General features: G+C 60.8%; 23 protein-coding genes and 1 pseudogene. 19 read left to right on the forward strand and 5 right to left on the reverse strand.

From position 1 onward, the window contains the following. From fliN to OKW37_RS37160, 11 genes are all read left to right on the forward strand, one after another. Positions 1–294 carry a flagellar motor switch protein FliN gene (gene fliN, locus OKW37_RS37110; protein WP_429510096.1) on the forward strand — a complete coding sequence of 98 codons (294 nt, stop codon included), beginning with the start codon at positions 1–3 and terminating at the stop codon, positions 292–294. Next, the gene (locus OKW37_RS37115; protein WP_429402314.1) at positions 291–662 is read left to right on the forward strand and encodes a flagellar biosynthetic protein FliO; all 372 of its coding nucleotides are present in this window, start codon (positions 291–293) and stop codon (positions 660–662) included. The genes fliN and OKW37_RS37115 overlap by 4 nt, the downstream gene beginning before the upstream one ends. After that, positions 659–1,462, forward strand: a complete 804-nt coding sequence (gene fliP, locus OKW37_RS37120; protein ID WP_429402313.1) for a flagellar type III secretion system pore protein FliP — start codon at positions 659–661, stop codon at positions 1,460–1,462. Before OKW37_RS37115 ends, fliP begins: the two co-directional genes overlap by 4 nt. Continuing rightward, positions 1,459–2,238 carry a sigma-70 family RNA polymerase sigma factor gene (locus OKW37_RS37125; RefSeq protein WP_429402312.1) on the forward strand — a complete coding sequence of 260 codons (780 nt, stop codon included), beginning with the start codon at positions 1,459–1,461 and terminating at the stop codon, positions 2,236–2,238. The genes fliP and OKW37_RS37125 overlap by 4 nt, the downstream gene beginning before the upstream one ends. A gap of 49 nt (positions 2,239–2,287) precedes the next feature. Next, positions 2,288–2,824: a tetratricopeptide repeat protein gene (locus tag OKW37_RS37130; protein WP_429402311.1), complete on the forward strand. Its 537-nt coding sequence runs from the start codon at positions 2,288–2,290 to the stop codon at positions 2,822–2,824. 14 nt (positions 2,825–2,838) lie between these two features. Next, a complete protein-coding gene (locus tag OKW37_RS37135; RefSeq protein WP_187613022.1) occupies positions 2,839–3,207 on the forward strand; it encodes a hypothetical protein in 369 nt (122 codons plus the stop codon). A gap of 121 nt (positions 3,208–3,328) precedes the next feature. Beyond that, complete coding sequence (locus OKW37_RS37140) at positions 3,329–3,535, forward strand: hypothetical protein (protein WP_184058998.1); 207 nt, start codon at positions 3,329–3,331, stop codon at positions 3,533–3,535. Between the two features lie 137 nt (positions 3,536–3,672). Next, the gene (locus OKW37_RS37145) at positions 3,673–5,568 is read left to right on the forward strand and encodes an FAD-binding monooxygenase (protein ID WP_429402310.1); all 1,896 of its coding nucleotides are present in this window, start codon (positions 3,673–3,675) and stop codon (positions 5,566–5,568) included. 27 nt (positions 5,569–5,595) lie between these two features. Beyond that, positions 5,596–6,036, forward strand: a complete 441-nt coding sequence (locus OKW37_RS37150) for a MarR family winged helix-turn-helix transcriptional regulator (RefSeq protein ID WP_429402309.1) — start codon at positions 5,596–5,598, stop codon at positions 6,034–6,036. Positions 6,037–6,433: 397 nt separating this feature from the next. Continuing rightward, positions 6,434–7,261: a MetQ/NlpA family ABC transporter substrate-binding protein gene (locus OKW37_RS37155; protein WP_429402308.1), complete on the forward strand. Its 828-nt coding sequence runs from the start codon at positions 6,434–6,436 to the stop codon at positions 7,259–7,261. Positions 7,262–7,354: 93 nt separating this feature from the next. Next, positions 7,355–8,320 carry a sulfonate ABC transporter substrate-binding protein gene (locus tag OKW37_RS37160; RefSeq protein WP_429402307.1) on the forward strand — a complete coding sequence of 322 codons (966 nt, stop codon included), beginning with the start codon at positions 7,355–7,357 and terminating at the stop codon, positions 8,318–8,320. Positions 8,321–8,353: 33 nt separating this feature from the next. On the opposite strand, the gene OKW37_RS37165 is transcribed toward OKW37_RS37160, so the two are convergent. Then, on the reverse strand, positions 8,354–9,754 hold the full coding sequence (locus OKW37_RS37165) for an MFS transporter (RefSeq protein ID WP_429354715.1): 1,401 nt from the start codon (positions 9,752–9,754) through the stop codon (positions 8,354–8,356). Positions 9,755–10,041: 287 nt separating this feature from the next. Here OKW37_RS37165 and OKW37_RS37170 point away from each other — a divergent pair, with 287 nt between their 5' ends. From OKW37_RS37170 to OKW37_RS37190, 5 genes are all read left to right on the forward strand, one after another. Continuing rightward, positions 10,042–10,590: a DUF488 family protein gene (locus OKW37_RS37170; protein ID WP_429402306.1), complete on the forward strand. Its 549-nt coding sequence runs from the start codon at positions 10,042–10,044 to the stop codon at positions 10,588–10,590. 45 nt (positions 10,591–10,635) lie between these two features. Beyond that, positions 10,636–11,250, forward strand: a complete 615-nt coding sequence (locus tag OKW37_RS37175; RefSeq protein ID WP_184059010.1) for a uracil-DNA glycosylase family protein — start codon at positions 10,636–10,638, stop codon at positions 11,248–11,250. A 291-nt stretch (positions 11,251–11,541) separates the two neighbouring features. Then, positions 11,542–12,651 carry a sugar ABC transporter substrate-binding protein gene (locus tag OKW37_RS37180; protein ID WP_184059012.1) on the forward strand — a complete coding sequence of 370 codons (1,110 nt, stop codon included), beginning with the start codon at positions 11,542–11,544 and terminating at the stop codon, positions 12,649–12,651. After that, entirely contained in the window at positions 12,651–13,655 is a 1,005-nt protein-coding gene (locus OKW37_RS37185) for an ABC transporter permease (RefSeq protein ID WP_090811666.1), read from the forward strand. The genes OKW37_RS37180 and OKW37_RS37185 overlap by 1 nt, the downstream gene beginning before the upstream one ends. After that, positions 13,655–14,485, forward strand: coding sequence for an ATP-binding cassette domain-containing protein (locus tag OKW37_RS37190; protein WP_018422193.1), 831 nt, complete (start codon positions 13,655–13,657; stop codon positions 14,483–14,485). Before OKW37_RS37185 ends, OKW37_RS37190 begins: the two co-directional genes overlap by 1 nt. A 34-nt stretch (positions 14,486–14,519) precedes the next feature. On the opposite strand, the pseudogene OKW37_RS37195 reads toward OKW37_RS37190, so the two are convergent. From OKW37_RS37195 to OKW37_RS37210, 4 genes and pseudogenes are all read right to left on the reverse strand, one after another. Then, positions 14,520–14,693, reverse strand: a pseudogene (locus OKW37_RS37195) (hypothetical protein); the annotation flags it as partial. A 45-nt stretch (positions 14,694–14,738) separates the two neighbouring features. Further along, on the reverse strand, positions 14,739–15,887 hold the full coding sequence (locus OKW37_RS37200; protein ID WP_429402305.1) for a hypothetical protein: 1,149 nt from the start codon (positions 15,885–15,887) through the stop codon (positions 14,739–14,741). A gap of 82 nt (positions 15,888–15,969) precedes the next feature. Continuing rightward, on the reverse strand, positions 15,970–17,208 hold the full coding sequence (locus OKW37_RS37205; protein ID WP_429402304.1) for a lipopolysaccharide biosynthesis protein: 1,239 nt from the start codon (positions 17,206–17,208) through the stop codon (positions 15,970–15,972). A gap of 68 nt (positions 17,209–17,276) precedes the next feature. Further along, on the reverse strand, positions 17,277–19,538 hold the full coding sequence (locus OKW37_RS37210) for a polysaccharide biosynthesis tyrosine autokinase (RefSeq protein WP_429402303.1): 2,262 nt from the start codon (positions 19,536–19,538) through the stop codon (positions 17,277–17,279). A 402-nt stretch (positions 19,539–19,940) separates the two neighbouring features. On the opposite strand from OKW37_RS37210, the gene OKW37_RS37215 reads away from it, so the two are divergent. The 3 genes from OKW37_RS37215 (at position 19,941) to OKW37_RS37225 (ending at position 23,071) form a co-directional block, all read left to right on the forward strand. After that, positions 19,941–20,852 (forward strand): polysaccharide deacetylase family protein, encoded by a 912-nt coding sequence (locus OKW37_RS37215; RefSeq protein WP_429402302.1) that lies wholly within the window; start codon positions 19,941–19,943, stop codon positions 20,850–20,852. A gap of 257 nt (positions 20,853–21,109) precedes the next feature. Next, positions 21,110–22,051 carry a glycosyltransferase gene (locus tag OKW37_RS37220; RefSeq protein ID WP_429354722.1) on the forward strand — a complete coding sequence of 314 codons (942 nt, stop codon included), beginning with the start codon at positions 21,110–21,112 and terminating at the stop codon, positions 22,049–22,051. Positions 22,052–22,150: 99 nt separating this feature from the next. After that, positions 22,151–23,071: a glycosyltransferase gene (locus OKW37_RS37225; RefSeq protein ID WP_429402301.1), complete on the forward strand. Its 921-nt coding sequence runs from the start codon at positions 22,151–22,153 to the stop codon at positions 23,069–23,071. Positions 23,072–23,307: the final 236 nt, after the last annotated feature.

A 23,307-nucleotide genomic window follows, 5' to 3' on the forward strand; every position in this document is an offset into this window, starting at 1 on the left:
ATGCGTGTCGATCTTCCCGAACAAGAACCCGTCTTCGACGACCGCAACACGACACGCCCGCAGCTGGCGCTGCTCGAAGAAGTGAAGGTCACCGTCGATATCCGCCTCGGCTCAGCCGAGATGTCGATCAAGGAACTGCTGGCGCTGCAATCCGGCGCTGTGGTCGAACTCGATCGTCATCTCGGCGATGCCGTCGACGTGTTGCTCAATGACAAGCGCGTTGCGCGCGCCGAGATCGTCGCGCTTGGTGAGCAGTTCGGCATTCGAATCACTGAAATCTCGACGCACCCATGACCGTTTCAACCCCGGCCTCATGGCTGCAAGGCGCAAGCGACGCGACCGCAGGCCAACATGCGTTATCGGCAACCGGCCTCGCACTCGCGGGGGTCGACGTCATGCGCGTCGGGATCACGCTCGTGTGTTGCATCGCGCTTGGTATCGTTGCGATTCTGCTTTTGCGGCGAAGCCATCGGGTCGGCGCGTGCGGTTCGTCGTCGAGCCTCACGCCGCGGATCACCGCAGCCGCATCGCTGCGTCTGGGCCCGCGCACGACGCTTCATCTGATCGAATACGATAGCCGCGTCGTCCTGCTCGCCTCGGATACAACCGGTGTCAAACTGCTGGACGCGCGCGATCGACCTGACGGAGCGCGCGAAGCATGATGCAACGAAGTCGGTTTCACGCGTGGCGCTGGCTGATCGCGCTGCTGCCAGGAGTCTTCTGCCTGTATGCCGGATTCGTCGACGCTGCGCCCATCGCGCCAATCGCGCACAGCGGTGACGCAGGCATGCTGTCGCTCTCCGGTTCCGCATCCGGAGTCATCGCGGACAGTAAGGGCGTATCTGAAGCGGTACGCATTGCGACGCTGCTCACGCTACTCAGTGTCGCCCCTGCACTGATCGTGTCGATGACGGCATTCATCCGCATCGTGATCGTGCTGGCGATGATCCGGCACGCGTTTGGCATGCCGGAAACGCCGCCGACACCCGTGCTGATCAGCCTCGCGCTGTTCCTGACGGCATTCGCCATGCTGCCGACGCTGCAGGTGATCAATCACGACGCGCTGCAGCCATTCATGCACGGCCAGATCGACCTCGCTCACGCTCTCGACAGCAGTACCGCGCCGATTCGCGATTTCATGCTGCGCCAGGTGCGCGAGGATGAGCTAAGGCTGATGTACGAGATGTCGCAACAGGCACTGCCGCAGACGCCGGCCGACGTCAGCCTGGTGCAGTTGACGCCCGCGTTCATCCTCAACGAATTACGCGTTGCGTTTCAGATCGGCTTCGTGATCCTGCTGCCGTTCCTGCTGATCGACCTCGTCGTGTCGAGCGTGCTGCTGTCGCTCGGTATGCTGATGGTGCCGCCCGCAACGATCTCATTGCCGCTCAAAGTGCTGATGTTCGTGCTGGTGGACGGCTGGAGCCTCGTGTTGCGCGGCGTGCTGGGTAGCTTCAAATGAACTTGCCGGCGGAGTATGCGAATGCCGACGAGACCCACGGTGGCGCCGCGGCGTCCGCAGTGGAGGAGAGCCTATGGGCAGCGCTACGCGACGAAAGCGGTCCGCAAGCGCGCGAAGCCGTATTCGCGCACTTTCTGCCCTACGCACAGGCGCTCGCGGCGCAACTATACGCAGGCCGGCACCGCGACGACGTCGAGTTCAAGGACTTTCTGCAACTTGCCTGCGTCGGTCTGCTCGAAGCAATCGACCGCTTCGAATCCGGGCGCGGCGTGTCGTTTCGCACCTTCTGCACCCCACGCCTCAGAGGCAACGTTTTGACCGGCGTACAGCGCCTGAGCGATGCGCAGGAACAAATCGCGCTGCGCAAACGGATACGGCGCGAGCGTGTTGCATCACTAGAAGCGCCCGCTCGCGCGAGCAAGCAGTCCGATACGTTCCAGGCTCTCGCGACGCTCGCCGCGGGCCTCGCGATCGGCTTCATGCTCGACGATACCGGCATCGTCGAGGAATCCGCCGCACAGGCCGCGCCGTATGCAACCGCTTATCAAATCATCGCCTGGAGGCAGACAACGGAGCAACTGCATTCGGCCGTCGCACGATTATCCACGCGCGAGCAGAAGATTATTCGCTACCATTATTTTCATGGACTGGGATTCGAGCAAATCGCCGACATTTTCGGCGTAACCAAGGGCCGCATCTCACAGTTGCATCGCGGTGCGCTGCTCGATCTGCGCAACCTTCTCGGCAATACCCAGCATCTGCATATCACTGGCTAGAACTATGACTCATGAATACGATTCTCCTACGCACTGCAACGATGGCGTCATGTCGTCCGTCCTCTCCGCGATGCAGGGCACCGATGAACATGCGCTCGATGTGCTGAACGAGACGCTCGCTGGCTGGCCGCTCGATGCACGCCTGTGGTTCCTGCGCGGCTCGGTGTACGCCAACCAGGGTCGACACGGCGAAGCGCGTACTGATTTCGTTCAGGCGTTGACGCTCGTGCCGGATCTTCACGTCGCCCGCTTCATGCTGGGGCTTCTCGAACTGCAAAACGGGCTCGTCGCGCAGGCGTCGCGAAGCTGGTTGCCACTCGATCGCCTGGCTGAGTACGACGCACTGCGCGTGCTCAAAGATGGGCTGCTGAGGTTTGCCGACGATCAGTTCGATGACGCGCTCGACAAGCTCAATCTCGGCATGGAGCTCAATCAGCAGTATCCGTTGATCAACGCCTATGTCCGCGCGCTGATCGCGACATTGACTGCCGAGGCCGAGCCTGCGGATCAGGCGAAAGAAGGCTCCGCGGCGCAACACGACCATCTGCTGCTGTCGGGCTATCAGAACAATCAGACCCGTCACTGATTCGCGGCCGCGCCATGGACCCCATTTCGACGCTCAATCAGGCAATGCAGGTGCTACGGCAACAACTCGCCGAAAAGGAGCAGCGGGGCGACCGGACCGCCTCCGGCCGCAAGGGGGCATCTTCCATGCAGCCTGGCGGACCGCCGCCGACTGCCGAAGGTCTGCCTGATGCGATTCGAACGCGGATCGACACGTTACGCGCGGCAGGTGTCGACGACGAGCGGCAGTTCTTTCGTGCCGTGGTCGACCTGCTGTTGCTGCGCGAGTTCGGCGAAGAAATGGCCAACGATCCCTCTTTCCAGCAGATGAGCGAATGGGTCAGCGAGTGCCTGTCCGAACAGCTCGACACGCGTCATGTGCTGCGCGAGGTCATCCGTGATTAACGACGTGCATCGCTGACGCTGAGTTTCTGGGTGCCATTGCCGAGGACGACACTGTCGACGTGGTGGCAGAAGACGGCTGGACTGAATCTTGCGTCTCCTCAATCATTGGAGGAAAACGATCATGACCAGACTACTCTTTGCAATCATCGTGGCAGTCGGCCTGGCGGGCTGCGTCGTCGCCCCGCCGCCGCCCAGCTCTGGCTACGGTTATGAGCCAGCGCCCGCCTATGGCTATGCCCCCGGGTATTACGTCGCGCCCTCCGTGAGCCTCGGCATCGGCATTGGCGGCTACTGGGGTGGCCATGGGGGCCATTGGCACGGTCATTGAAACAGCCGTTCCCGAAAGTCCACGAGCACTCTACCGAACCAGGGTAAACATCCATCCTCCCACGAAGCACTTCAAAATGGTTGGTGTACGGAGTATATTCGCGTTCAGCAAATATCTACTGAACGGAGGAGGACGTCATGCAATTTCACCTCAACGGTTTCCGGGTCGGCGATCCGACGATCGAGCCAGTCATCGGCAATGCGCATGCGGCGCAGATGCCCGAGACGGTCGACGTGCTGATCGTCGGCAGCGGCCCTGCCGGACTCGTACTGGCGGCGCAGCTGTCGCAATTCCCGTCGATCGGCACGCGCGTCGTCGAGCGTCGCGACGGACCGTTGCAGATGGGTCAGGCCGATGGCGTGGCGTGCCGTACCGTCGAGATGTTCAATGCGTTCGGCCTCAGTGACCGCCTGCTGCAAGAAGCCTATTGGGTCAATGAAACAGTATTCTGGCGACCCGATGCAAATGACCGCGGCGCGATCAGTCGTACCGGCCGAGTTCAGGATACCGAAACAGGCCTTTCGGAATTTCCGCACGTCATCGTCAATCAGGCCCGCATCCAGGAATATCTGCTCGACGTGATGCGCCGCTCCGCGCGACGGATCGAACCGGACTACGGCCTCGAAGTGGTCGACGTTCAGCGCGACGATACGCACGAATACCCGGTGCTGGTCACGCTGCGCCATACCGATCCTGCGCGGCTCGACGAGACCGTGTCCGTGCGTGCGCGCTATGTCGTCGGTTGCGACGGCGCTCGCAGCCGCGTACGCACCGCCATCGGACAAACGCTGCGCGGTGACGCGGCCAACCATGCGTGGGGCGTGATGGATGCGCTGGCGGTCAGCGACTTTCCGGACATCCGGCTGAAAGCGGCGATTCAGTCCGCGAGCAGGGGCAACCTGCTGATCATTCCGCGTGAAGGCGGATATCTGGTCCGCTTCTACGTCGACCTCGGCGATGTCACCCCGGAGAACCGCGACAGCGTCAAGCAGATCACGGTCGATCGCATCATCGAGACGGCGCAGCGCATCCTCCATCCCTATACGCTCGACGTAAAAGAAGTGGCGTGGTTCTCGGTCTATGAGGTCGGGCAGCGCCTCACCGACCGCTTCGACGATGCCATCGCCGCCGACGGCACTTCGCGCGAGCCTCGCGTGTTCATCGCGGGCGACGCCTGCCACACGCATAGCGCCAAAGCGGGTCAGGGCATGAACGTGTCGATGCAGGACGGCTTCAATCTCGGCTGGAAGCTCGGCGCGGTGCTGGAGGGCCGCAGCGACGCCGCTCTGTTGCGCACGTATTCGGACGAGCGCCAACCTATTGCGCAGCAGCTGATCGATTTCGACAAGGAATGGTCGGCGATGATGGCCGCGCCGCCGAAGGATCCCAACCGGCCCGAGGCAGGCGGCGTCGATCCCGCGGAGCTTCAGGCGTACTTCGTTCGCGCTGGCCGCTACACGGCTGGCGTCGCAACGCGTTACCGGCCGGCCACCCTGACCGGTGAAGCGACGCATCAAGCGCTCGCCAAAGGCTTTGCGATCGGTACGCGCTTTCACTCGTCGCCTGTCGTTCGCCTCGCTGATGCAAAACCGTTCCATCTAGGGCATGCCGCGCAAGCGGACGGCCGCTGGCGCCTGTACGCTTTCGCGGACGCGTCGCATCGTGCGCTGGATGCGCTGTGCGAGCATCTCGACAAGTCGCCCGATTCCGTTTTGAGGCTCTTCACGCCGAAGGACGCCGACGTGGACAGCGTTCTCGATCTGCGCGCGGTGCTGCAACAGCCGCATCGCGAAGTCCGCCTCGAAGACGTCCCCGCCCTCCTGCTGCCGCGCAAGGGTCGCCACGGCCTCATCGACTACGAAAAGGCATTTACGAGCGACGCGACGACTGATATCTTCGACGAGCGCGGCATCGATCGCGAACAAGGTGCACTCGTCGTGGTACGTCCCGATCAATACGTGGCCCATGTTCTCCCATTGAATGCGTATGCGGAGTTGAACGCCTTCTTTCGGCCCATCTTTCGCGTGCGTTAAACCACAACGAAACCCAAACCTCCGAAATTGCCGATCAAACCCGAAGACGCCGGCGCGCTCCCCAAATTTACTGGCAGCCTGGTGCGCCGTGCCCAACAGCGCCATGCAGCGGTCTGGCTGAGCGAGGTTTCCGCGGAGATCACGAGCGTGCAGTACGCGGCGCTCGAGGTCTTGCACGAGACGCCTGGCGTCAGTCAGCGGCAACTCGGAGACAAACTCGACGTGGATCGTTCGACGATTGCCGATCTCGTTGCACGCATGGTGCGCAATGGCCAGATCGAGCGCGCCGACGATCCTGTCGACAAGCGCAGTTATGTGCTGTTTCTCACCACTGCCGGTAAGAAGCAACTCTCGGCCTTGCGTCCGCGCGTCGAGCAGGTCGAGCGCATTCTCACTGAAAGACTGACGCCAAGCGAATTGGCGCAGTTGCGCCGGCTGCTTTCGGCACTGTTGCCGCCGCGGGCTTGATGCGCTTGCTCCTGAAGACCGCCTGCCGTCGCGGTCTGCCAGACAGCGCCTCCATTTCGGCTCCCATAGCCCCCTCCCCGCCGCCACCTGGTTAGAACCGGGTGCCTTTCCAGAACAAATGACGGACGACGCACGCGAGCCCGCACATCTGTTCCGGCACGCAACCTGAAACGAAAACCGCGCCAGCGGACATTCGCACGATCCGGCATCCGCCAACCCCGCTGCGGCTCGCTTCATGCCAGCGCGGCGATCGCGCTTGGCTTATTCCCAGCAGCGCCATGCACGTCGTTCCGCCGCTTACGCTCAAGCGCGATAACGATAGCGCTCGATATTATTTGTGCACTAACGAGCGCCTCTCTACGATCTCCGGACCTACACTTCGATCTCTTTTCAAAACATGGCTACGACAAAAGCGCTCAAGGCCGCACTCCTCTCGGTTCTCGTTACATGCGGCATCGTCAGCGCGCAACCGGCGCTCGCGGCGGGACAAACGGTGCGAGTCGGCATCATGTCCGGCGAGGACGAAGACGTGTGGCGTGCGGTCGCGGCCAATGCCGCCAGGCAGGGCGTCACCGTCAAGATCACGACCTTCTCCGACTATACGCAGCCGAACGAAGCGCTCGCGGAACACGACCTCGATGCGAATTCGTTCCAGCACAAGCCGTATCTCGACGCGCAGATCGCGGCGCGCCACTATCGGATCGTGCCGGTCGGCTATACCTACCTGCAGCCGATCGGTCTCTACTCGCGCAAGGTGAAATCGGTCGCGGCGCTGCCGCAGGACGCGGCGATCGGCGTGCCGAACGATCCGAGCAATGAAGGCCGCGCGCTGCTTCTGCTGCAGGCGAATGGACTGATCAAGCTGCGCCCCGACGTCGGCCTGCTGCCGACCGCGCGCGACATCGCGGAGAATCCGAAGCACGTCCAGATCAAGGAACTCGACGCCGGCATCGTCGGCCGCGCGATTGGCGACCTCGACGCTGCCGTCGTCAATACCGACTGGGCGATCAAAGCGGGCATCAAGATTCCGCAGGAACGCATCGCGCAGGAGAAAGTGCCGGGCAACCCGTACCGCAACTTCATCGCGGTCAACGCGAAAGACGCGAACGCTGCGTGGGTGAAGACGATCGTCGACAGCTACCAGCAGACCAACGTCGCCGCGGCGATCCTGACCGTTTATCACGGCGCCACGCTGCCGGCATGGGATGGCGCGCCCCAGCACTAACCTGACGCACGAACAACGCGCGACTCACGCCGCGGCGCTTCGGCCGCCGCGCATCCTGCCTTCTTCATTGCCCTCCTGATCGTATCGTCCGTCATGTCCATTAACAGAACGCTCCACGACCGCCGCACCTTCCTGAAACTTTCGCTCGGCGCCGCAGCGGCCGCGGCAGCACCGCTTTCGTTCGCGCAAGGCAACGCGCGCACGCTGCGCGTCGGCAATCAGAAGGGTTACCTGAATCTGCTGAAGGGCCGCGGCACCCTCGAAAAACGGCTCGCGCCGCTGAACGTATCGGTTACATGGACCGAGTTCGCGGCGGGCCCCGTGCAACTGGAAGCACTGAACGTCGGCTCGATCGATTTCGGCGACGTCGGCGAAGCACCGCCGATCTTCGCACAAGCCGCCGGCGCACCGTTGGCCTATGTGGCGGCGACCGTCAAGCGGCCGCGGTCGGAAGCGGTGCTGGTGCCGCCGCAATCGACGATCCGCTCGGTCGCGGACCTGAAGGGCAAACGGATCGCGCTCAACAAAGGCAGCAACGTCCACTACTTTCTCGTCAAACTACTGCGTCAGCATGGCCTGCAATACGGCGACGTAAAGCTCGTGTTCCTCGCGCCCGCCGATGCACGCGCCGCGTTCGAGCGGGCGTCGATCGACGCGTGGGTCATCTGGGATCCTTTCTTCGCCGCGGCGGAGCAATCGCTCGGCGCTCGCGTGATTGCCGATGCAAGCGGCGTAGTCGGCAATCGGGCGTTCTACTTCTCGTCGCAGAGTTATGCGGCGAACAATCCCGACGTGGTCCGGATCCTGATCGAAGAACTCGACAAGGTCGATCAGTGGGGCAAGCAGAACAAGGATCAGCTCGCCAGCGAACTCGCGCGGCTATGGGGTCTGCCGAAGCAGGTCGTGGACGTGGCGGTGCAGCGTCAGCAGTTCGGCACGCAGCCGATTACCCGCGCGATTCTCGGCGAGCAGCAACAGATCGCCGATACGTTCCTCGATCTCGGCCTGATTCCGAAGCACGTCGACGTGCTGAAGGCGGCGCCTTCGAATCTCGCGTAGGCGTATGGGCGGCGGAACGACGCCGCACCCGCGTCAACGCTCGGAGACCGACCGCGTTGGCGTAGCCTGCTGTTCCGGCGGGGCGTCGCTGTGCTCCGTCATACGCCGCACCGAACTCACGCCGGCCGCGATCAACGCGAGCGCCGCGGCAATGCCGGCAATCAACGTGAGGTGCCGGCCATGCACGAGTCCGAACACGATGGACACCGCCACCGCGCCGCTCGACTGGCCGAGCAGACGACCCATCGATTGCAGGCCGGACGCGCCGCCGCTGCGATGCCGCGGCGCACTGCCGATGATCACGCGGTTGTTCGGCGACTGAAAGATACCGAAGCCGAGGCCGCAGACCGCGAGCCGCCACACGATGTCGAAACGCGTCGCCGTCTCGCCGAGCTGGCAGAGCATCGCGAGTCCGCACCCGAACACGACGAGCCCGACGCTGCTGATGCGTCCCGGCGCCCACCGATCGGACAGCCGGCCCGCGACCGGTGCGATCAACGCGGTCACGAGCGGCCACGGCGTCATCAGAATGCCTGTCTGTGTTTCCGACAGCTTCAGCGTCTGCTCGAAGTAGAACGGCAGCATGATGTACGCCATCGTCTGCGCCGCGAACGAGCAGATCGACGTCGCCATCGACAGTGAAAACACCGGCATGCGCAGCAGGTCGATGGGCAGCATCGGGGTCGCGAGCCGGCTTTCGCGTCGCACGAACAGCACGCCGGCCACCAGTGCGATCGCGACCATCGCGGCGCCGCGCTGCGTCGCGCCCGCCTGGTTGAATGCCGCGAGACCGGAGATCAGCAGGCCGAATGTGAGCGCGTTGAGCAGGACGCTCAGGCCGCTCAGGCGAGCCCCCGAGGTCGGCGTCGCGGGCAACGTGCGCGCGCCGATCGACAGCGCCAGCACGCCGAGCGGCACGTTGACGAGGAACAGCCACTGCCAGTGCGCGACCGACAAAATCGCCGACGCGATACTCGGCCCCGCCGCCGACGAAACGGCCACCACCAGCGACGAATAGCCGACGCCGACGCCAAGCCGTGCCTTCGGGAAAACGAAGCGCACCAGCGCGATATTCACGCTCATGATGCCGGCCGCGCCGAAGCCCTGAAACACGCGAGCGACCGCAAGCACCAGCAGCGTGTGCGCATTCGCGCAGGCGAACGACGCCAGCGTGAAAAGCGCGAGTCCGTAGCAGTAGACCCGTTTGTAGCCGAGGCTGTCCCCGAGCACCGCGAGCGGCAGCAAGGACACTGTGATCGCCAGCTGATACGCGTTGACGACCCAGATCGCGCTTGCGGGCGATACCGCGAGGTCGTTGCTGATGGTGGGCAGCGCGACGTTGACGATCGAGGTGTCGAGCACCGACATCGTCATCGCGATGGCGATCGCGATGTACGCAAACGCACGTTGGGGATTGGGCAGGCCGTCGGTCATGGTGCAAGCGGGTCGAAAGAAAATGCGCGGGCGACTGCGTGCGGCGCGGGCGCCGTCGCGGGTGCATTGTTGCAACTCCGACTCGCGGGAGCAAGGTTGCACTCGATACCGGAATGATGGCTACCCGGCTTGTCTCCCCGGGGTCTTGCGATTCGCGAGCGCGTGCATACGCGCGCTCGTCAGGCATGACACGTGCAACACCTGAATCGGGACACAGTTGACGTTACTGCGCCACACGTTGTAAATCTGTCGGGATCGTTGCCGCTATCGGCGCCGGCGAAGCACGCATGGAAACGAAACGCCCTTTTTTCACGATCGGCCACTCGACGCGTCCGTTGCAGGAATTCGTCGACTTACTGAAAGGCGAGCAGATCGCCTTGCTCGTCGACGTGCGCAGCATCCCGCGCTCGCGGACCAACCCGCAGTTCAATCGCGACACGCTGCCCGCCTCGCTCGCACCGGAACATATCGACTACATGCATCTCGCCGCGCTCGGCGGACGCCGCAGCAGGCGCAAGGATGACGCGCCGTCGCCAAATGCGTACTGGACGCATCCGGCCTTTCGCAACTATGCCGACTATGCAATGAGCGACGCGTTCCGCGAGGGACTGGCGCAACTTCTGACGCTCGGTCATCGGCAGCGCTGCGCGATCATGTGCTCGGAGGCGGTCTGGTGGCGCTGCCACCGGCGTATCATTACGGACTATCTGCTGATGCACGATGAAACCGTGCTGCACATCATGGACGCACATCACACGAACGCCGCCACGATGACACCGGGCGCCGAGGCCCAGGCCGACGGCACGCTGATCTATCCGGCTCAGGCGCAGAACTGAGCCGACTCACGACACGACTGCGCACCAGTCACCTCGCACCGCTTTATGGCTGTTAGCACCAAACGTCCGTCGAAACTCGACACGCTGCTTCGCGACATCCGCGCCTGCACGCTGTGCGCACCCATGCTGCCGCACGCGCCCCGCCCCGTGCTCGCCGCGTCCACGCGGGCGCGCATTCTGATCATCGGGCAAGCGCCAGGCGCGCGCGTGCATGCGTCGGGGGTGCCATGGAGCGACGCGAGCGGCGCGCGTCTGCGGACATGGCTCGGCGTCGACGACACGACCTTCTACGATGCTTCCAGATTCGCCATCGTGCCCATCGGCTTCTGTTTTCCGGGCCGCGGCGCGAGCGGCGACCTGCCGCCTCGGCCTGAGTGCGCCGGCCGTTGGCACCGCGAATTGCTCGCGCAAATGCGTTCGGTGAAATTGACGCTGCTGATCGGACAATACGCGCAGCGCTTTGGCCTCGGCGACGCGTTTGGCCCGACCTCGACCGAAACGCTCGTCAGGTGGGCCGAGTTTGGACCGCATGTGATGCCGCTGCCGCATCCGTCGCCGCGCAATATCGCGTGGTTCAAGCGCAATGCCTGGTTCGAGGGCGCGGTGCTGCCGACGTTGCGCGAGCACGTGGCGACGGTGTTGGCGGGCGGCGAGCTTTGAGCGCCGCGCACCCATCCGCGCGATCAGCCGCTCGTGGTAAACACGCATCCTGACCCGGCGTCCCAATCTTCGGAACGGTTACGGGTATACATGGATTAGGAGTCGCTACCGCACTGCACTAACATTTTTGCGGTACCGCACGGCTCGTATCGAGCGCTTCCGAATCGGGGTTGCACGTCCCACGCCAAACTCTCGCGCTGCCCCGCGAACTCCCGGTGCCGTCCAGCATCTGCACGCAATCGACGCAACGTCGACCACATCGACCAATGAAGACAAGAACCGGAGGATCAGATGGCACAGCAACGGGATGACGATCAGAAAAACAGCGGCAACGGTTTCAGCACGGCGCGGCGGGGGCTGATGCAGGGCGCGGGACTCGGCGCAGCGCTTTCGCTGATGGGCGCGCTAGGCGGCGCAGGCGGTCTGATCGGCACCGCGCAGGCAGCGCAGACGGCTTTTCCGTCGCACAAGAAGTGGAGGATCGTGTTCGTCAATCACGTCACCACCAACCCGTTCTTCGTGCCCACGCAGTACGGCATTCAGGATGCCTGCTCGCTGCTCGACATGGATTATCAGTGGACCGGCTCGGCCACTTCGGACGCGGGCGAAATGGTCCGCGCCGTGAACTCGGCGATTGCCGCGAAGGCCGACGCCATCGCGGTGCCGATCGTCGATCCGAGCGCTTTCGACAAGCCCATCCTGGCCGCGCTCGACGCCGGAATTCCGGTGTTCGCGTACAACGCCGACGCGCCGCGCGGCAAGAAGAATCCGCGCCTCGCGTATATCGGCCAGGACCTGTATCTGTCGGGCTACCAGATGGGCGAGCGCATCGTCAGTCTGATCGACAGCGGCATGGTCGGGCTGTTCATCGCCACGCCGGGGCAGCTCAACATCCAGCCGCGTCTGGACGGTGCGAGCGACGCCATCAAGAAGTCCGGCAAGAAGATCGACATCCAAACCGTGGCCACGGGCGCGACCGTCAACGAGGAGCTGTCGAAGATCAAGGCGTTCTACCTGGGCCACCAGGACCTGAAAGGCATGTTCGCGGTGGATGCGGGCAGCACGCAGGGCGTCGCGCAGGTGATGAAAGAGTCGAACCTGCCGTCCAAAGGCGTGCACGGCGGCGGCTTCGACCTGCTGCCGAGCACGATCCAGCTGATCCACGAAGGTTTCCTCGACTTCACCATCGATCAGCAGCCCTACGTCCAGGGTTTCTATACGGTGATGGAGGCGTTCGTGTTCCTCAGCTCCGGCGGCCTCGTCGGCCCGGCCGAAATCAACACCGGCCTGAAATTCGTGACGAAGGATAACGTCGAGCCGTACCTGAATACCTCGACGCGCTTTGAAGGCAAGACCGACAAGGAGCAAATCGTTCCGAGATCCGGCGCAATCAAGTCCTGATGAATACAGTGAACGAAACCAGCAAAGCGGTCCGCGCGTCCCGGCGCGCGGGCGTTTCCTTCGCGTCTCAATGGGCGGCCGAGCTGCGCATCCTGCTCGTGGCCGTGCTGCTGGCCGCCTACTTCGAATTCGCAAACCACGATTTCCTGCTCACCAACGCGAGCCTCGTCAACCTGTCGCAGTTCATCGCGCCGGTGGCGATCATCGCGTTCGGCGAAATCATGTTGATGATCGGCGGCGACATCGATCTGTCGGCGGGCATGGTGTTCGCGTTCGCGCCATTCATGATGGTGTTCGCGAATGACGCGGGCGCGCCGATGTGGCTCGCCGTGATCGCGGGGCTCGTGGCCGCGGGAATCGTCGGCTTCGTGAACGGGGCGGTGTCGGTTTGGCTGCGGCTGCCCTCGTTCGTTACGACGCTCGGCACGCTCTTTCTGATCAACGGTATCACGCTCACGATCTCGCGCGGCACGCCCGCCGCCACGCCGGGATCGCCCACCTTCGCCGCGTTCATGGGCGCGTGGGGCTACAGCGAGATCATCTGGACCCTGGTGATCGCGGCCGCGATGCACGTGCTGTTGCGGCATACACGCTGGGGCCTGCATACGCAGGCCGCGGGTGCGAATCCGCTCGGCGCGAGCGAGGCCGGCATACATGTGAAGCGACTGCGCCTCGGCAACTTCGTCCTCGCCGCGGTGCTGGCGGGCTTCACCGGCATGCTCGAAGCCTTTCGCATTACCTCGATCGACCCGCAGGCCGGCGGCAACCAGATCATGTTCCTTGCCGTGGCCGCCGCCGTGATCGGCGGCACGCCGCTCACGGGCGGCTCGGGCACCATCGTGGGCGGGCTCATCGGCGCAGCGGTGCTCGGCATTCTGAACGACGGCTTTACACTGATCGGTATCAACGCGTTTACGTTCAACATCATTCTTGGCGCCGCGATTCTGGCGGCGATGATCTTCAACATCCACGTCGGGCGCATTCGCCGCAAGGGTGGACGATGATGGACCAATCGCAAACCTCCTCCGCGGGCGCCAATGCCACGGCCGCTGCGCGCAGCGCGCCGAACGCCCCGCTCGCGCTGCGCGGCGACAGCCTCGTCAAACGCTTCGGCGCGGTGACGGCGCTCGATGGCGTCTCGCTCACGCTCGGCAAGGGCGAGATCCTCGGCATACTCGGCGACAACGGCGCGGGCAAGTCCACGCTCGTGAAGATCCTCACGGGCTTTCATCAGCAAACGAGCGGCACGCTCCACATCGACGGCGAGGAGACGCTGTTGCGCTCGGTCGATCATGCGCGTTCGCTCGGCATCGAATGCGTGTATCAGGATCTCGCGCTCGCGAATTCGCTGAGTATTTACCACAACATGTTCCTGAACCGCGAAATCGTGCGGCGCGGGCCGTTCAGGCTGCTCGACCACAAACGGATGCGCGAGCGCGCGGCGCAATGCCTCGACGATATCGGCGTGCACGTGCCTTCGGTGGATTTGCCCGTGGAGCGTCTTTCGGGCGGCCAGCGCCAGGCGATCGCCGTGGCGCGCGCCGTGCATTCGAACGCGAAAATCCTGTTGCTCGACGAACCGCTCGCCGCGATGGGCGCGCGCGAGGCGGGACTCATCATCGACCTACTGATGCGCTTGAAGGAAAAAGGCGGCCTCTCGATCATCATGATCATGCACAACTATGCGCAGACGCTCGATATCGCGGATCGCATCATGTTGATGCAGCGAGGGCGCGTGACCTACGAGCAACAGAGCGCGCTGACTTCGGTGGCGGAGCTGATGGACATCGTGCAGCGGGAATACCGGGCCATGCGCGCCGGCGGCGCACAGTGAGCCCGCCACGGCCCGCGACACCGCGCAACTCAGGTCAAAAATCGATCTTCGCGTTCACGCTGACCATGCGCGGATCGCCCGGCGTGATGTAGTCCGAGTACTGGAACATCCAGTAGCGGCGATTCGTGATGTTGTCGATCGCCGCGCGCAGCGTCACGTCATACCCACCGATGCGCGTCAGATAGTTCGCCCCGATGTTTACGATCATGTGCTTCATCGACGGCCTACTGAATCAGCGGACCGTCATTGCGATTCAGGAGGCGCTGCGATGCTTCGACAATGTGGACTGGTGGTGGGCGCCGTCGTTCACTCGCGACGCACTCTGCGCCGATACCGTTATGTGTTCATCGTACGAGAGCCGCAGGACGAGAAACATGATCATCGGCGACACCGGCGAAAGATGCCGCAGAAATGACCCATAGTCCGGCTCGAAAATAGCTTGCGTTGATAGGAAACTGACCAGAAAACAAAAACAAAGCGTCTCGAATCGGCCCACCGGAAATAGCGCCGCCGCGGAGCGATAACGCATAAACACAATCGCAAAAGTGAAAAACACGCCAATGCCGCCCAGCATTTGCAGCGGAGAACCCGACGTAATCAACCGCACCGGCAAAACGAAGGTCGCCAGTGTGATGGCGACGTTCGCCACGCCAATGAACATACCACTGCCTGGAATGAACTGTACGATCATCGACCCCACTTCCTCCGGGTCCCGCCACTCATTGGCGTTCTGCCTTGCGAAATCCAGTGATTCGCCATAGGCCTTCTGGAACACGAAGGCGACCATCACAAACATGGCCAGCGCGAAAAAGATCAATGAAACCGGCCTTCTGAAGCCGTTTGGCGCGAAATAAAGAAACACGGTTGCGGCCAGTGTAATGCCCCAGTACGATCTGAAGTACACGGCTACCAGCGCTGCCAGGACGACAAACAAAACCAATATCGCACGCGACGAGTTGTAAAACAGCATCAGAAGAACCAGAACCGAAATGATGATTTCTTTCGATGGAACACCGATGTAGACGGTCTGATTGGCGAGCCAGAACGCAACCAGAAAGAACTCGGCCGGTTTTAGCGAAGTGACACCGGAACGCCAGACGGCGACAAACATGCCGATAGTCGATGCGAGAAATCCTATCAAAGAAATGGAGAAACTCTGGAGACCGAAAAAGTTGAACAGCCACGCGAGATTGTCAAATGAGTCGCCAAACGCCCTGAAAGCCGTGACGGTCTTCATCCGGTCGAAGATCACCAGTTCATCCAACAGAAAACGCGCCGGCAACGTGCTCTCGTGAAACGCGGAGATCGCATAAAGTGCGATGAACAGAATGAACCAGACCACGGCCGACACGCCTGGACTCGCATTCCTGCCGATGATGCCGGGGAGTTTTACAATGCGCATTCTCTTTCCCTGAACAAGTGAGCGACTCGCCTCGCGGTGGAGGAGCTAAACTTGCAGCGTCGCTGATTTTTGAGCGCAGAGATCACGGCGCTTCAAAACTAGGTTGGCGATTCAAATAAGCGTCCGGCTCCTTGCCGATCTTGAGCGCCTGGTAAGTACCCGCACTTGCCACGATCGTTCCACAGACGCTAAGCAGAAGAAGCGAGTGGATGAACCCGACGCCGAGGAATTGAGCCGTCGCAAAGATCAGGAAGATCGATACGGCATTGACTGCTTGAATCATCAAGTCGATCTTCAGCCGGTTCGCGACAATGAATACCTGAGCCATCGAGCCATAGATCGCCATCGTGATGAAATAGGGAACAAAGATCAGGTACACGGACATCGACGGTTCCCATTCGTCGCCCATCTTCATGTGGATAATGAGGCTAAGGCCTGCATAGCACGCTGCCACAAGAGAAATGCTGATAAACGTCAGCATAGTAAAAAACTGTTTCGAGGGATTCACTCTGTCTTTTCTGTGGCCGTCGAAATAATCGATCAGATCGCGGCGGAAGACAGCGCCCAAACTTTGCGACAAGAGGGACGCAGGGAAGTACCCCACACGATACGCCAGCGCAAAGATGCCGGCTTCACGATGATCGAAGATCATCGGCATCAAAATGGCGGACGCATAGATCACGAATGAATTCAGCGTAGTGGTCGGCACACCAAATTTTGCATACTGGATCTGAAGCGCGGAGAACCTGACGAAGGCCAACGGGATCATCCGGCGCGCCGAGTAAAGGCAGATCGCGGCGGGCACAACGGTCGAGGCCAGAAAAATCCAGCTATAGATGTTGAATACGGTGGTGCCTGTGCACTCCCCTTTCGAAAACATCATCATGCAGACGAAGTAGACGGCGAACGCGGCATTAGGGAAGAACCGGATCGTCGCGATTTGCGCGTACTTTCTTTCGGTGGTGAGTGCTCCGCACAACGCCTGTTGCAGGAACACGCCAAGTGCCAGACCGATAACAGGTATGTATTCCGTATGCCCGGCCGCTGCCGTGGCCACCACGAGCGCCACGCCGATCCCTATGGCGACCGCACTGGAACTCGTCATTGCGCGCACGGCCTGGGCCTTGTCCGCCGCCATGCACGCAACCTCCAGACGCAAGCCGATCACCGACCCGATAAAAAGACCACCGGCCATGAGCTGGCTGAAATACCCGAGAGCCGTCGGCCCGCAGAACTTCCCGATCAATAGAATCGAAACGAAATTGAGCGCCTGACTCAGTACGACTCCAGCGATACTGACGATCGAATGTTTGATATTCACAATTTATCTACGTCGAAGTCCGGGTGAATTTTTCATCGCTCTACACGACGATGGTTGTCGTCTGAAGGCTAGCCTTTCTGCGTCTTTCCGCTGGCGGGCAATGCGTCGAGATAGGAAGCACTGCGATAGAGGCCTGCGCGCGCGCCCAGACTATAGCGATAGACATCGGTATCGATTCCGTTGAAGATCACGCCCTTCACCCGGGCATTCGCCTGCTTGAGCTGCTTGGTGGCCTCCACCACCTGCGCAATGGAAGTGGTCTCGAAGCGGGTCACCAGCAGCACGGTGCCGCAGCTATCCGCAAGCGCGGTCGCGTCGGAGACGGCGAGCACCGGCGGCGTGTCGATCAGCACGATGTCGTATTCGCTCGTCTTCGCGAGGAATTGCTGCATGCGTTCGCTCACCAGAAGCTCGGCCGGGTTCTCCGGTATCGCTCCGCGCGCAACGAAGTCGAGGCCCGGACGCACGTCACGCGTGATCACCGGGTCGGACGTCACCTCCGACGTCAGATAGTCAGCCAGGCCGGGTGTCGAGTCGAGACCAAAGTATTGCTCGAGATGACCTTTGCGCAGGTCCGCGTCGATCAGCAACACCCGCTTGCCGGCCGCCGATACGACCGCCGCCAGATTCGCCGAAAGGAACGACTTGCCCACCTGTTCCGTCGGCCCCGTCAGCAGCACGCGATTGTCGCCCGATTCCGATTCCAGCATGGCAAAATGAAGCGCGGTTCTGAGTCGGCGCAGGCTTTCAATCGACGGGTCGCGCGGAAACTCGCTCGCCAGCAGGAACTTCTCGCCAGCGGGCAGCTTCGGCGTCTTGCCGATTCGCGCGACTTTCGCCTGCGACAGCGGCACGCTCGCATAGACGTTCAGGCCCGTTTGCTCCTCGATCTCCTGCGCGTCGGTCACGCCCCGATACAGTGCCGTACGCCCGAACGCCGCACCCACGCCCAGAATCAGGCCGCCCAACGCAGCATAGATAATCACCAGAAGCCTGTTCGGCTTGATCGGCTCTTTCGGCACCACCGGGTTATCGATCAACCGCACCGTTCCAACCTTGCCGGCGCGAACCAGTCTGAGCTGTTGCATGTTGTTCAGCATGCCGACGTAAAGCTCGTTGTTCACGTTCATGTCCCGGGTCAGGCGCACCGCATTCTGCTCCAGGTCCGGCAACGCCTGTTCCTGCTGCGACAAGCTTCCGATCCTGCTGCTCAGCATGCCGATCTGCTGATCGATCGCCTGGATCGCGGGGTGACCCGGCGCGTAGATCGCGCCCATCTCCGCGCGCTTCTGCTTCAGTTCGAGCAGGCTGCGCTGCGTGGCTACGCTTTGATCCAGATAGGCCTTGCCCTGCTCACTCAGATTGAACACGCCCATGCGGTTGCGCATGTCGTTATAGCGTCCCTCGGCGCGCTCCAGGTCGCTCTTGAGTTGCGGCAGCTGCTCGCTCAGGAACGCAAGCGACTTCTCGGCTTCCGCCGCCTTGCGCTTCAGATTCTGGTCAACATACGCATTGCCGATTTCGGCGAGCGTGCTGGCCGTCAGCAGCCGCTCAGAGCCCATCAGCGACGCGCCGATGATGCCGCTGTCTTTACCCTTCTGCGAGACCGTCAGCCGGTTTTGCAGGCTTTCCACCGTCTTCTCGCGCGACTGTCTCTCCAGAATGAATTGCGTGCCCGGCTTTGCGTTCAGCGAATCGACCTGCAGCGTGATCGCGCCATCGGGCAGTTTCGTGTCGAGCTTTTCGCCCACGCGACCCTCGATCGGCTCGCTGAGATCCGACTGCTCCAGCCGGTAGCGTCCGCCGTCCAGAACGGTCAGAACGAACTTCTCGCCTTCGAATGCTTCCGGGACGTCGAAGCTGAACACCTTGATCGCTTCATCGCCCCATGCATATCCGCCAAATCCAAAGATCCCTGGCTCGGAAAGACTCCGGGCTTGCCGGCCCAACCAGTCTCCGATCAATGGAAAGCGCTTCGGCTTTGCGCTGACGTCGAGGTGCAGATCGTCAACCGCTTTTCCGACCACCATTCTCGACTGCAGGATTTCCATTTCAGCCGTCGCCTCCGTTTTGACGTCGAACATGCTGGAGACGTCGCCCAGCGGGCCTTTTGAATTGTTGGTCGGAATGCTGTCTTCAACCTGCACGAGAATATCGGCCTGGTACACCGACGGCGCGATAAACGCGTAGGCCACGCCCACGGCGAGCACGCCGCCGGCGATTCCACCGACCAGCCAGCGGTTGGCCATTAGAACGTCGAAATAACGCGAAAGACTTACATCGTTATTCCGGAGCACGGCAGCATTCGTAAGCAGAGAGTTCTGATTCATCGAAACCCCAGGGCGGGTGTACGAAAAGGGTGGAAGCTCGATTTAATGTGCAGGCGATGCGGCGTTGCCAGATCTCGCTTTTTGTCACGGGACGGCAACATTTTCGGTGCTGGCGCTGCGCGCGTCAGTTCGGTGTGCAACGCAATCTGTCAACAATTCCTCTGCTTTGCGCGCCACCAACTTCAGAATAATCGTCTTACCGTACAAAGATAAGACTGCCTAATTCTCCGCTGAACCACTGTTTTCCCGCAGTAGATTTCTCGGTGGAAAATTAGCGTATATTTCACACTAACAAGTATCCCAGACTATCTGAAGACGGTCATCACCTCCGTACGCTAACGCACATCGCTTTTGTGGCCGTAACGGCACAATCCCATTCAACGCCGTTAGCTTGGGATGCATATGAAACAATTGATGCGTGAGATATTCACACGCGCGCTGCTTTTCAGTGGAACCCCCGCGGCGATTCGAGCCTTTCTCTGGCGCGATCGCACAGCGATTCTGCTCTATCACGATCCGTCGCCCGCCACGCTCGAGGCTCATTTTGAGTACCTGAAAGACAAGGTCGAGTTCGTGCCGTTGTCGCAGGCAAATTCGCGAGGTAGTGGTCGCCCGCGCGTGGCCGTCACGTTTGACGACGGCCATATCGGCAATGCAAATCTGCTGCCCGTATTCATCAAGTACGGCGTGTACCCGACCATTTACATCTGCAGCAGTGTCGTGGCGCACGATCGTACTCACTGGTTCCTGCATCCTGTCGCGAGGGATGCAGGTGTGAAGCGGCTGATTCGCATGAAAAACCACGAGCGCCTGGCTGAACTCGACGCGCGAGGCTTTCGTCAGGACTTGCCAGACCCAGCGGCGACGATTAGTGGCCTCAGCGCCGCCCATATTGAAGAGATGCGCCCCTATGTCGACTTTCAGTCTCACACACGCTATCACCCGACACTAACCTTCTGTAACGATGACGAATGCTTTGAAGAGCTTGCGCTATCAAAGTCGGAGGTAGAACGGATCGTAGGTAAGCCTTGCGAGCATTTCGCGTATCCCTATGGCATTTATGGTCCGCGCGAAGTCGAGCTGCTGAAGGCCGCCGGCTACAAGACCGCACGCACGACCGACGTGGGCTGGAATGACGAAGGAAGCGACCCGTTCCGACTCAAGGCGTTCGACATTGACGATGACTCTTCCGTGTCGTGGTTCGCCGCGCAGCTCACGGGCCTGACGTTGGTGGCGCGCTATCTGCGACTGGGACGCGTCAGGCGCCTCGCTCAGCGCATCTTTAGCAGGCCACGTGCATTGAACCAGGCGTAGAAAGCACAGCGCCGACGCGACAGCTCGCGCAGCGGCGTACGACACCGTCGTGCACCGCGCTGCATCCAACCCAGGGCGGCGAATCGTCACGATAAGGTATTCGCTAATACAAATACTATCGCGCGCGATCTCGGCTTCGAGCAGAACAAGCGGTCAACGTTCGAGCACCTGTCAATCAAAGGCGCAACCGGACCGCCAGTGCATTATTCGTAACGGCCTTATTGTTCCTTATCTCCACGGTTAAAAAGGAAGGCGGCATGCGTAAAATCTTCATCACGTCTCCGGGTACCGCCAATTATCCGGAAATTACTGCCTATCAAAACTATTTTAAAGCGCGCGGCGTGGACGTGGTGGTCGGAACAATCAGCGATTACCGCGCCCTCGATAACAAACGAAATTTCGTGTTGTGGGAAATCATGGGTTTTTATCCGAACCGGTTTGAATCCGACTTTGTCATCCATGACTACCGTTCTCTCTCCGTTGGCGGCTGGCCGGCGATGAAAGACGTCGCGAAGCGGTATTTCAATTGCCAGCCGAATCTGCGGATCTTTCAGAACAAACGGCAACAGGAGATCATGGGTTTCGGTCACGGCGTACCCAGTGTGATCCTGCCCATGGGCGTGCCGAACTGGATCTTCGAGGTACAGGATGGCGGTCAGACCGAAAAGAAAGCTGATTTCTGTTATATCGGCGAAATGAGCGTCGAGCGGGGCTTCGATCGCGTGCTGGAAGCATTTATAAACAACTTTCAGAAGCGCGACGTCTCCCTCCTCCTGGTGGGAAAACCGGACCCGCGCATCTACGAAAGATTTTCGAACGCAAAAAATATCATTTTCACTGGGCCCTTGCCGCAGCGTGAGGCGCTGAAACACGTGGTCGAGTCCGATGTTGCGGTGTGCTATTTCCCCTATCACCGGCCGCACTGCTATCAAACGCCGACCAAGCTGCTCGAGTATGCTGCGCTCGGCAAGAAAATCGTGTGCAACGACTCGCCGTCGAATATCAGATGCTGTGAAGAGATGGGCATCCATAGTGTGATCACCACGGCGAACATCTTTGACGGAATCGATGAAGACGCCGCGCGCGGTGCGACAGCGAATCGTCGGACGGACTTCGCAGACCTCATTTGGGACCGGGTGATAGAGCAGTCCAACGTCGCGACATTTCTGCCGACGGATATCAAGCTAACCAACGCTTGACCAATCCATTGAGGTGCGACATTTCAACGAATGCGACTCGAACTGCCCTTGGTAGCACTGAGTCAGCCGAAGAGACGACATTTGAACGGTGGTAATGACATGCAGATATTCATTCTTCACCCCGGCAAGGCGAATTATCCTGAGATAGACGCCTACACGAAGTATTTCGTGAGAAACGACTGTAAGGTAACGTCAGGGACACTGGATGATTACAAAAAAGTCAAGAATCCGGAAGAGAACATTCTCTGGTGCATCATGGGCTTTTACCCCAGGATCCCTGCTGCAAAATACGTTATCCACGATTACCGCTCGCTGTCTGTCGGGCGTAACAGTGCGCTAAAGGACAGCATCAAGAAAACGTTTCAACCACGGCCCGATCTTCGAATATTTCAGAACGACTCAATGAGTGCAGTCATGGGCTTCCGCGACGGCGTAGATACCGTTTTCCTGCCGATGGGCGTACCAGATTGGATTTTCACGACGGATGCTGACCGCAACCAGGCGCTTCCGTCGGGAACGTATTGTTATCTGGGCGAGATAACACGGGAACGCGGCTTTGTCGGCTTCATCAGGGACTTCCTGGCCGCCAAGCGCGACTCGGATACCCTCGTTCTGATTGGGCCTGTTGAAAAGGAAATCTCCGACGCATATCTTCGATCGCCCGGCATCCTGTTCACGGGACGTCTTGCGCAACGCGATGCCCTCGCGGTGGTTCGCAACTGCGAGATTGCTATTTCAACCATCCCGTACAAGCGTCCGTACGACGTGCAGACGCCGACCAAGCTTCTGGAATATGCTGCGCTCGGCAAAAGAATCATCTGCAATGACTCGCCTTCGAATCTGAACGCCGCCGCCAAGTTTGGAATTCAATGTAAAGTAACGGGCCCAGACGTATTCTCTAGCATCTGCAATTTCCACGGCGATATGGTGCCGAAAAATGACCCCTCCACGCTGCTGCATTTGCGGTGGACAGATATAATCGCCGCCTCGGGCGTGGAGCGATATCTCGCGCGGCTCTAAAAATTAAAATGGTTTGCGCGATGACACGCGCAAACCATTTCTCAAAAGTCAGTCTCGTCGCGATCGCGTTCCGTGAACGTTGGTTACGGAGTGGTGCTTCGATTCTTGCCGCGCCCCATCGGCACGTTCGGGCCAGTTCTTTGCCCGTCCCGACTGCGCGAATCGATGAAGAGTTGATGGTCACACGCGTGAAGAGGCTTTTGTCCGCTACTCTTCACTTCGGCAAGAGCACTGTA

It is taken from the genome of Paraburkholderia sp. MM5482-R2 (assembly GCF_050436125.1).
Lineage (GTDB): Bacteria > Pseudomonadota > Gammaproteobacteria > Burkholderiales > Burkholderiaceae > Paraburkholderia > Paraburkholderia tuberum.

Coding starts and splice junctions, on each gene's coding strand:
- fliN (WP_429510096.1), top strand. CDS start 1: ATGCGTGTCGATCTTCCCGAACAAGAACCCGTCTTCGACGACCGCAAC.
- OKW37_RS37115 (WP_429402314.1), top strand. CDS start 291: ATGACCGTTTCAACCCCGGCCTCATGGCTGCAAGGCGCAAGCGACGCG.
- fliP (WP_429402313.1), top strand. CDS start 659: ATGATGCAACGAAGTCGGTTTCACGCGTGGCGCTGGCTGATCGCGCTG.
- OKW37_RS37125 (WP_429402312.1), top strand. CDS start 1,459: ATGAACTTGCCGGCGGAGTATGCGAATGCCGACGAGACCCACGGTGGC.
- OKW37_RS37130 (WP_429402311.1), top strand. CDS start 2,288: ATGTCGTCCGTCCTCTCCGCGATGCAGGGCACCGATGAACATGCGCTC.
- OKW37_RS37135 (WP_187613022.1), top strand. CDS start 2,839: ATGGACCCCATTTCGACGCTCAATCAGGCAATGCAGGTGCTACGGCAA.
- OKW37_RS37140 (WP_184058998.1), top strand. CDS start 3,329: ATGACCAGACTACTCTTTGCAATCATCGTGGCAGTCGGCCTGGCGGGC.
- OKW37_RS37145 (WP_429402310.1), top strand. CDS start 3,673: ATGCAATTTCACCTCAACGGTTTCCGGGTCGGCGATCCGACGATCGAG.
- OKW37_RS37155 (WP_429402308.1), top strand. CDS start 6,434: ATGGCTACGACAAAAGCGCTCAAGGCCGCACTCCTCTCGGTTCTCGTT.
- OKW37_RS37160 (WP_429402307.1), top strand. CDS start 7,355: ATGTCCATTAACAGAACGCTCCACGACCGCCGCACCTTCCTGAAACTT.
- OKW37_RS37165 (WP_429354715.1), bottom strand. CDS start 9,754: ATGACCGACGGCCTGCCCAATCCCCAACGTGCGTTTGCGTACATCGCG.
- OKW37_RS37170 (WP_429402306.1), top strand. CDS start 10,042: ATGGAAACGAAACGCCCTTTTTTCACGATCGGCCACTCGACGCGTCCG.
- OKW37_RS37175 (WP_184059010.1), top strand. CDS start 10,636: ATGGCTGTTAGCACCAAACGTCCGTCGAAACTCGACACGCTGCTTCGC.
- OKW37_RS37180 (WP_184059012.1), top strand. CDS start 11,542: ATGGCACAGCAACGGGATGACGATCAGAAAAACAGCGGCAACGGTTTC.
- OKW37_RS37185 (WP_090811666.1), top strand. CDS start 12,651: ATGAATACAGTGAACGAAACCAGCAAAGCGGTCCGCGCGTCCCGGCGC.
- OKW37_RS37190 (WP_018422193.1), top strand. CDS start 13,655: ATGGACCAATCGCAAACCTCCTCCGCGGGCGCCAATGCCACGGCCGCT.
- OKW37_RS37200 (WP_429402305.1), bottom strand. CDS start 15,887: ATGCGCATTGTAAAACTCCCCGGCATCATCGGCAGGAATGCGAGTCCA.
- OKW37_RS37210 (WP_429402303.1), bottom strand. CDS start 19,538: ATGAATCAGAACTCTCTGCTTACGAATGCTGCCGTGCTCCGGAATAAC.
- OKW37_RS37215 (WP_429402302.1), top strand. CDS start 19,941: ATGAAACAATTGATGCGTGAGATATTCACACGCGCGCTGCTTTTCAGT.
- OKW37_RS37220 (WP_429354722.1), top strand. CDS start 21,110: ATGCGTAAAATCTTCATCACGTCTCCGGGTACCGCCAATTATCCGGAA.
- OKW37_RS37225 (WP_429402301.1), top strand. CDS start 22,151: ATGCAGATATTCATTCTTCACCCCGGCAAGGCGAATTATCCTGAGATA.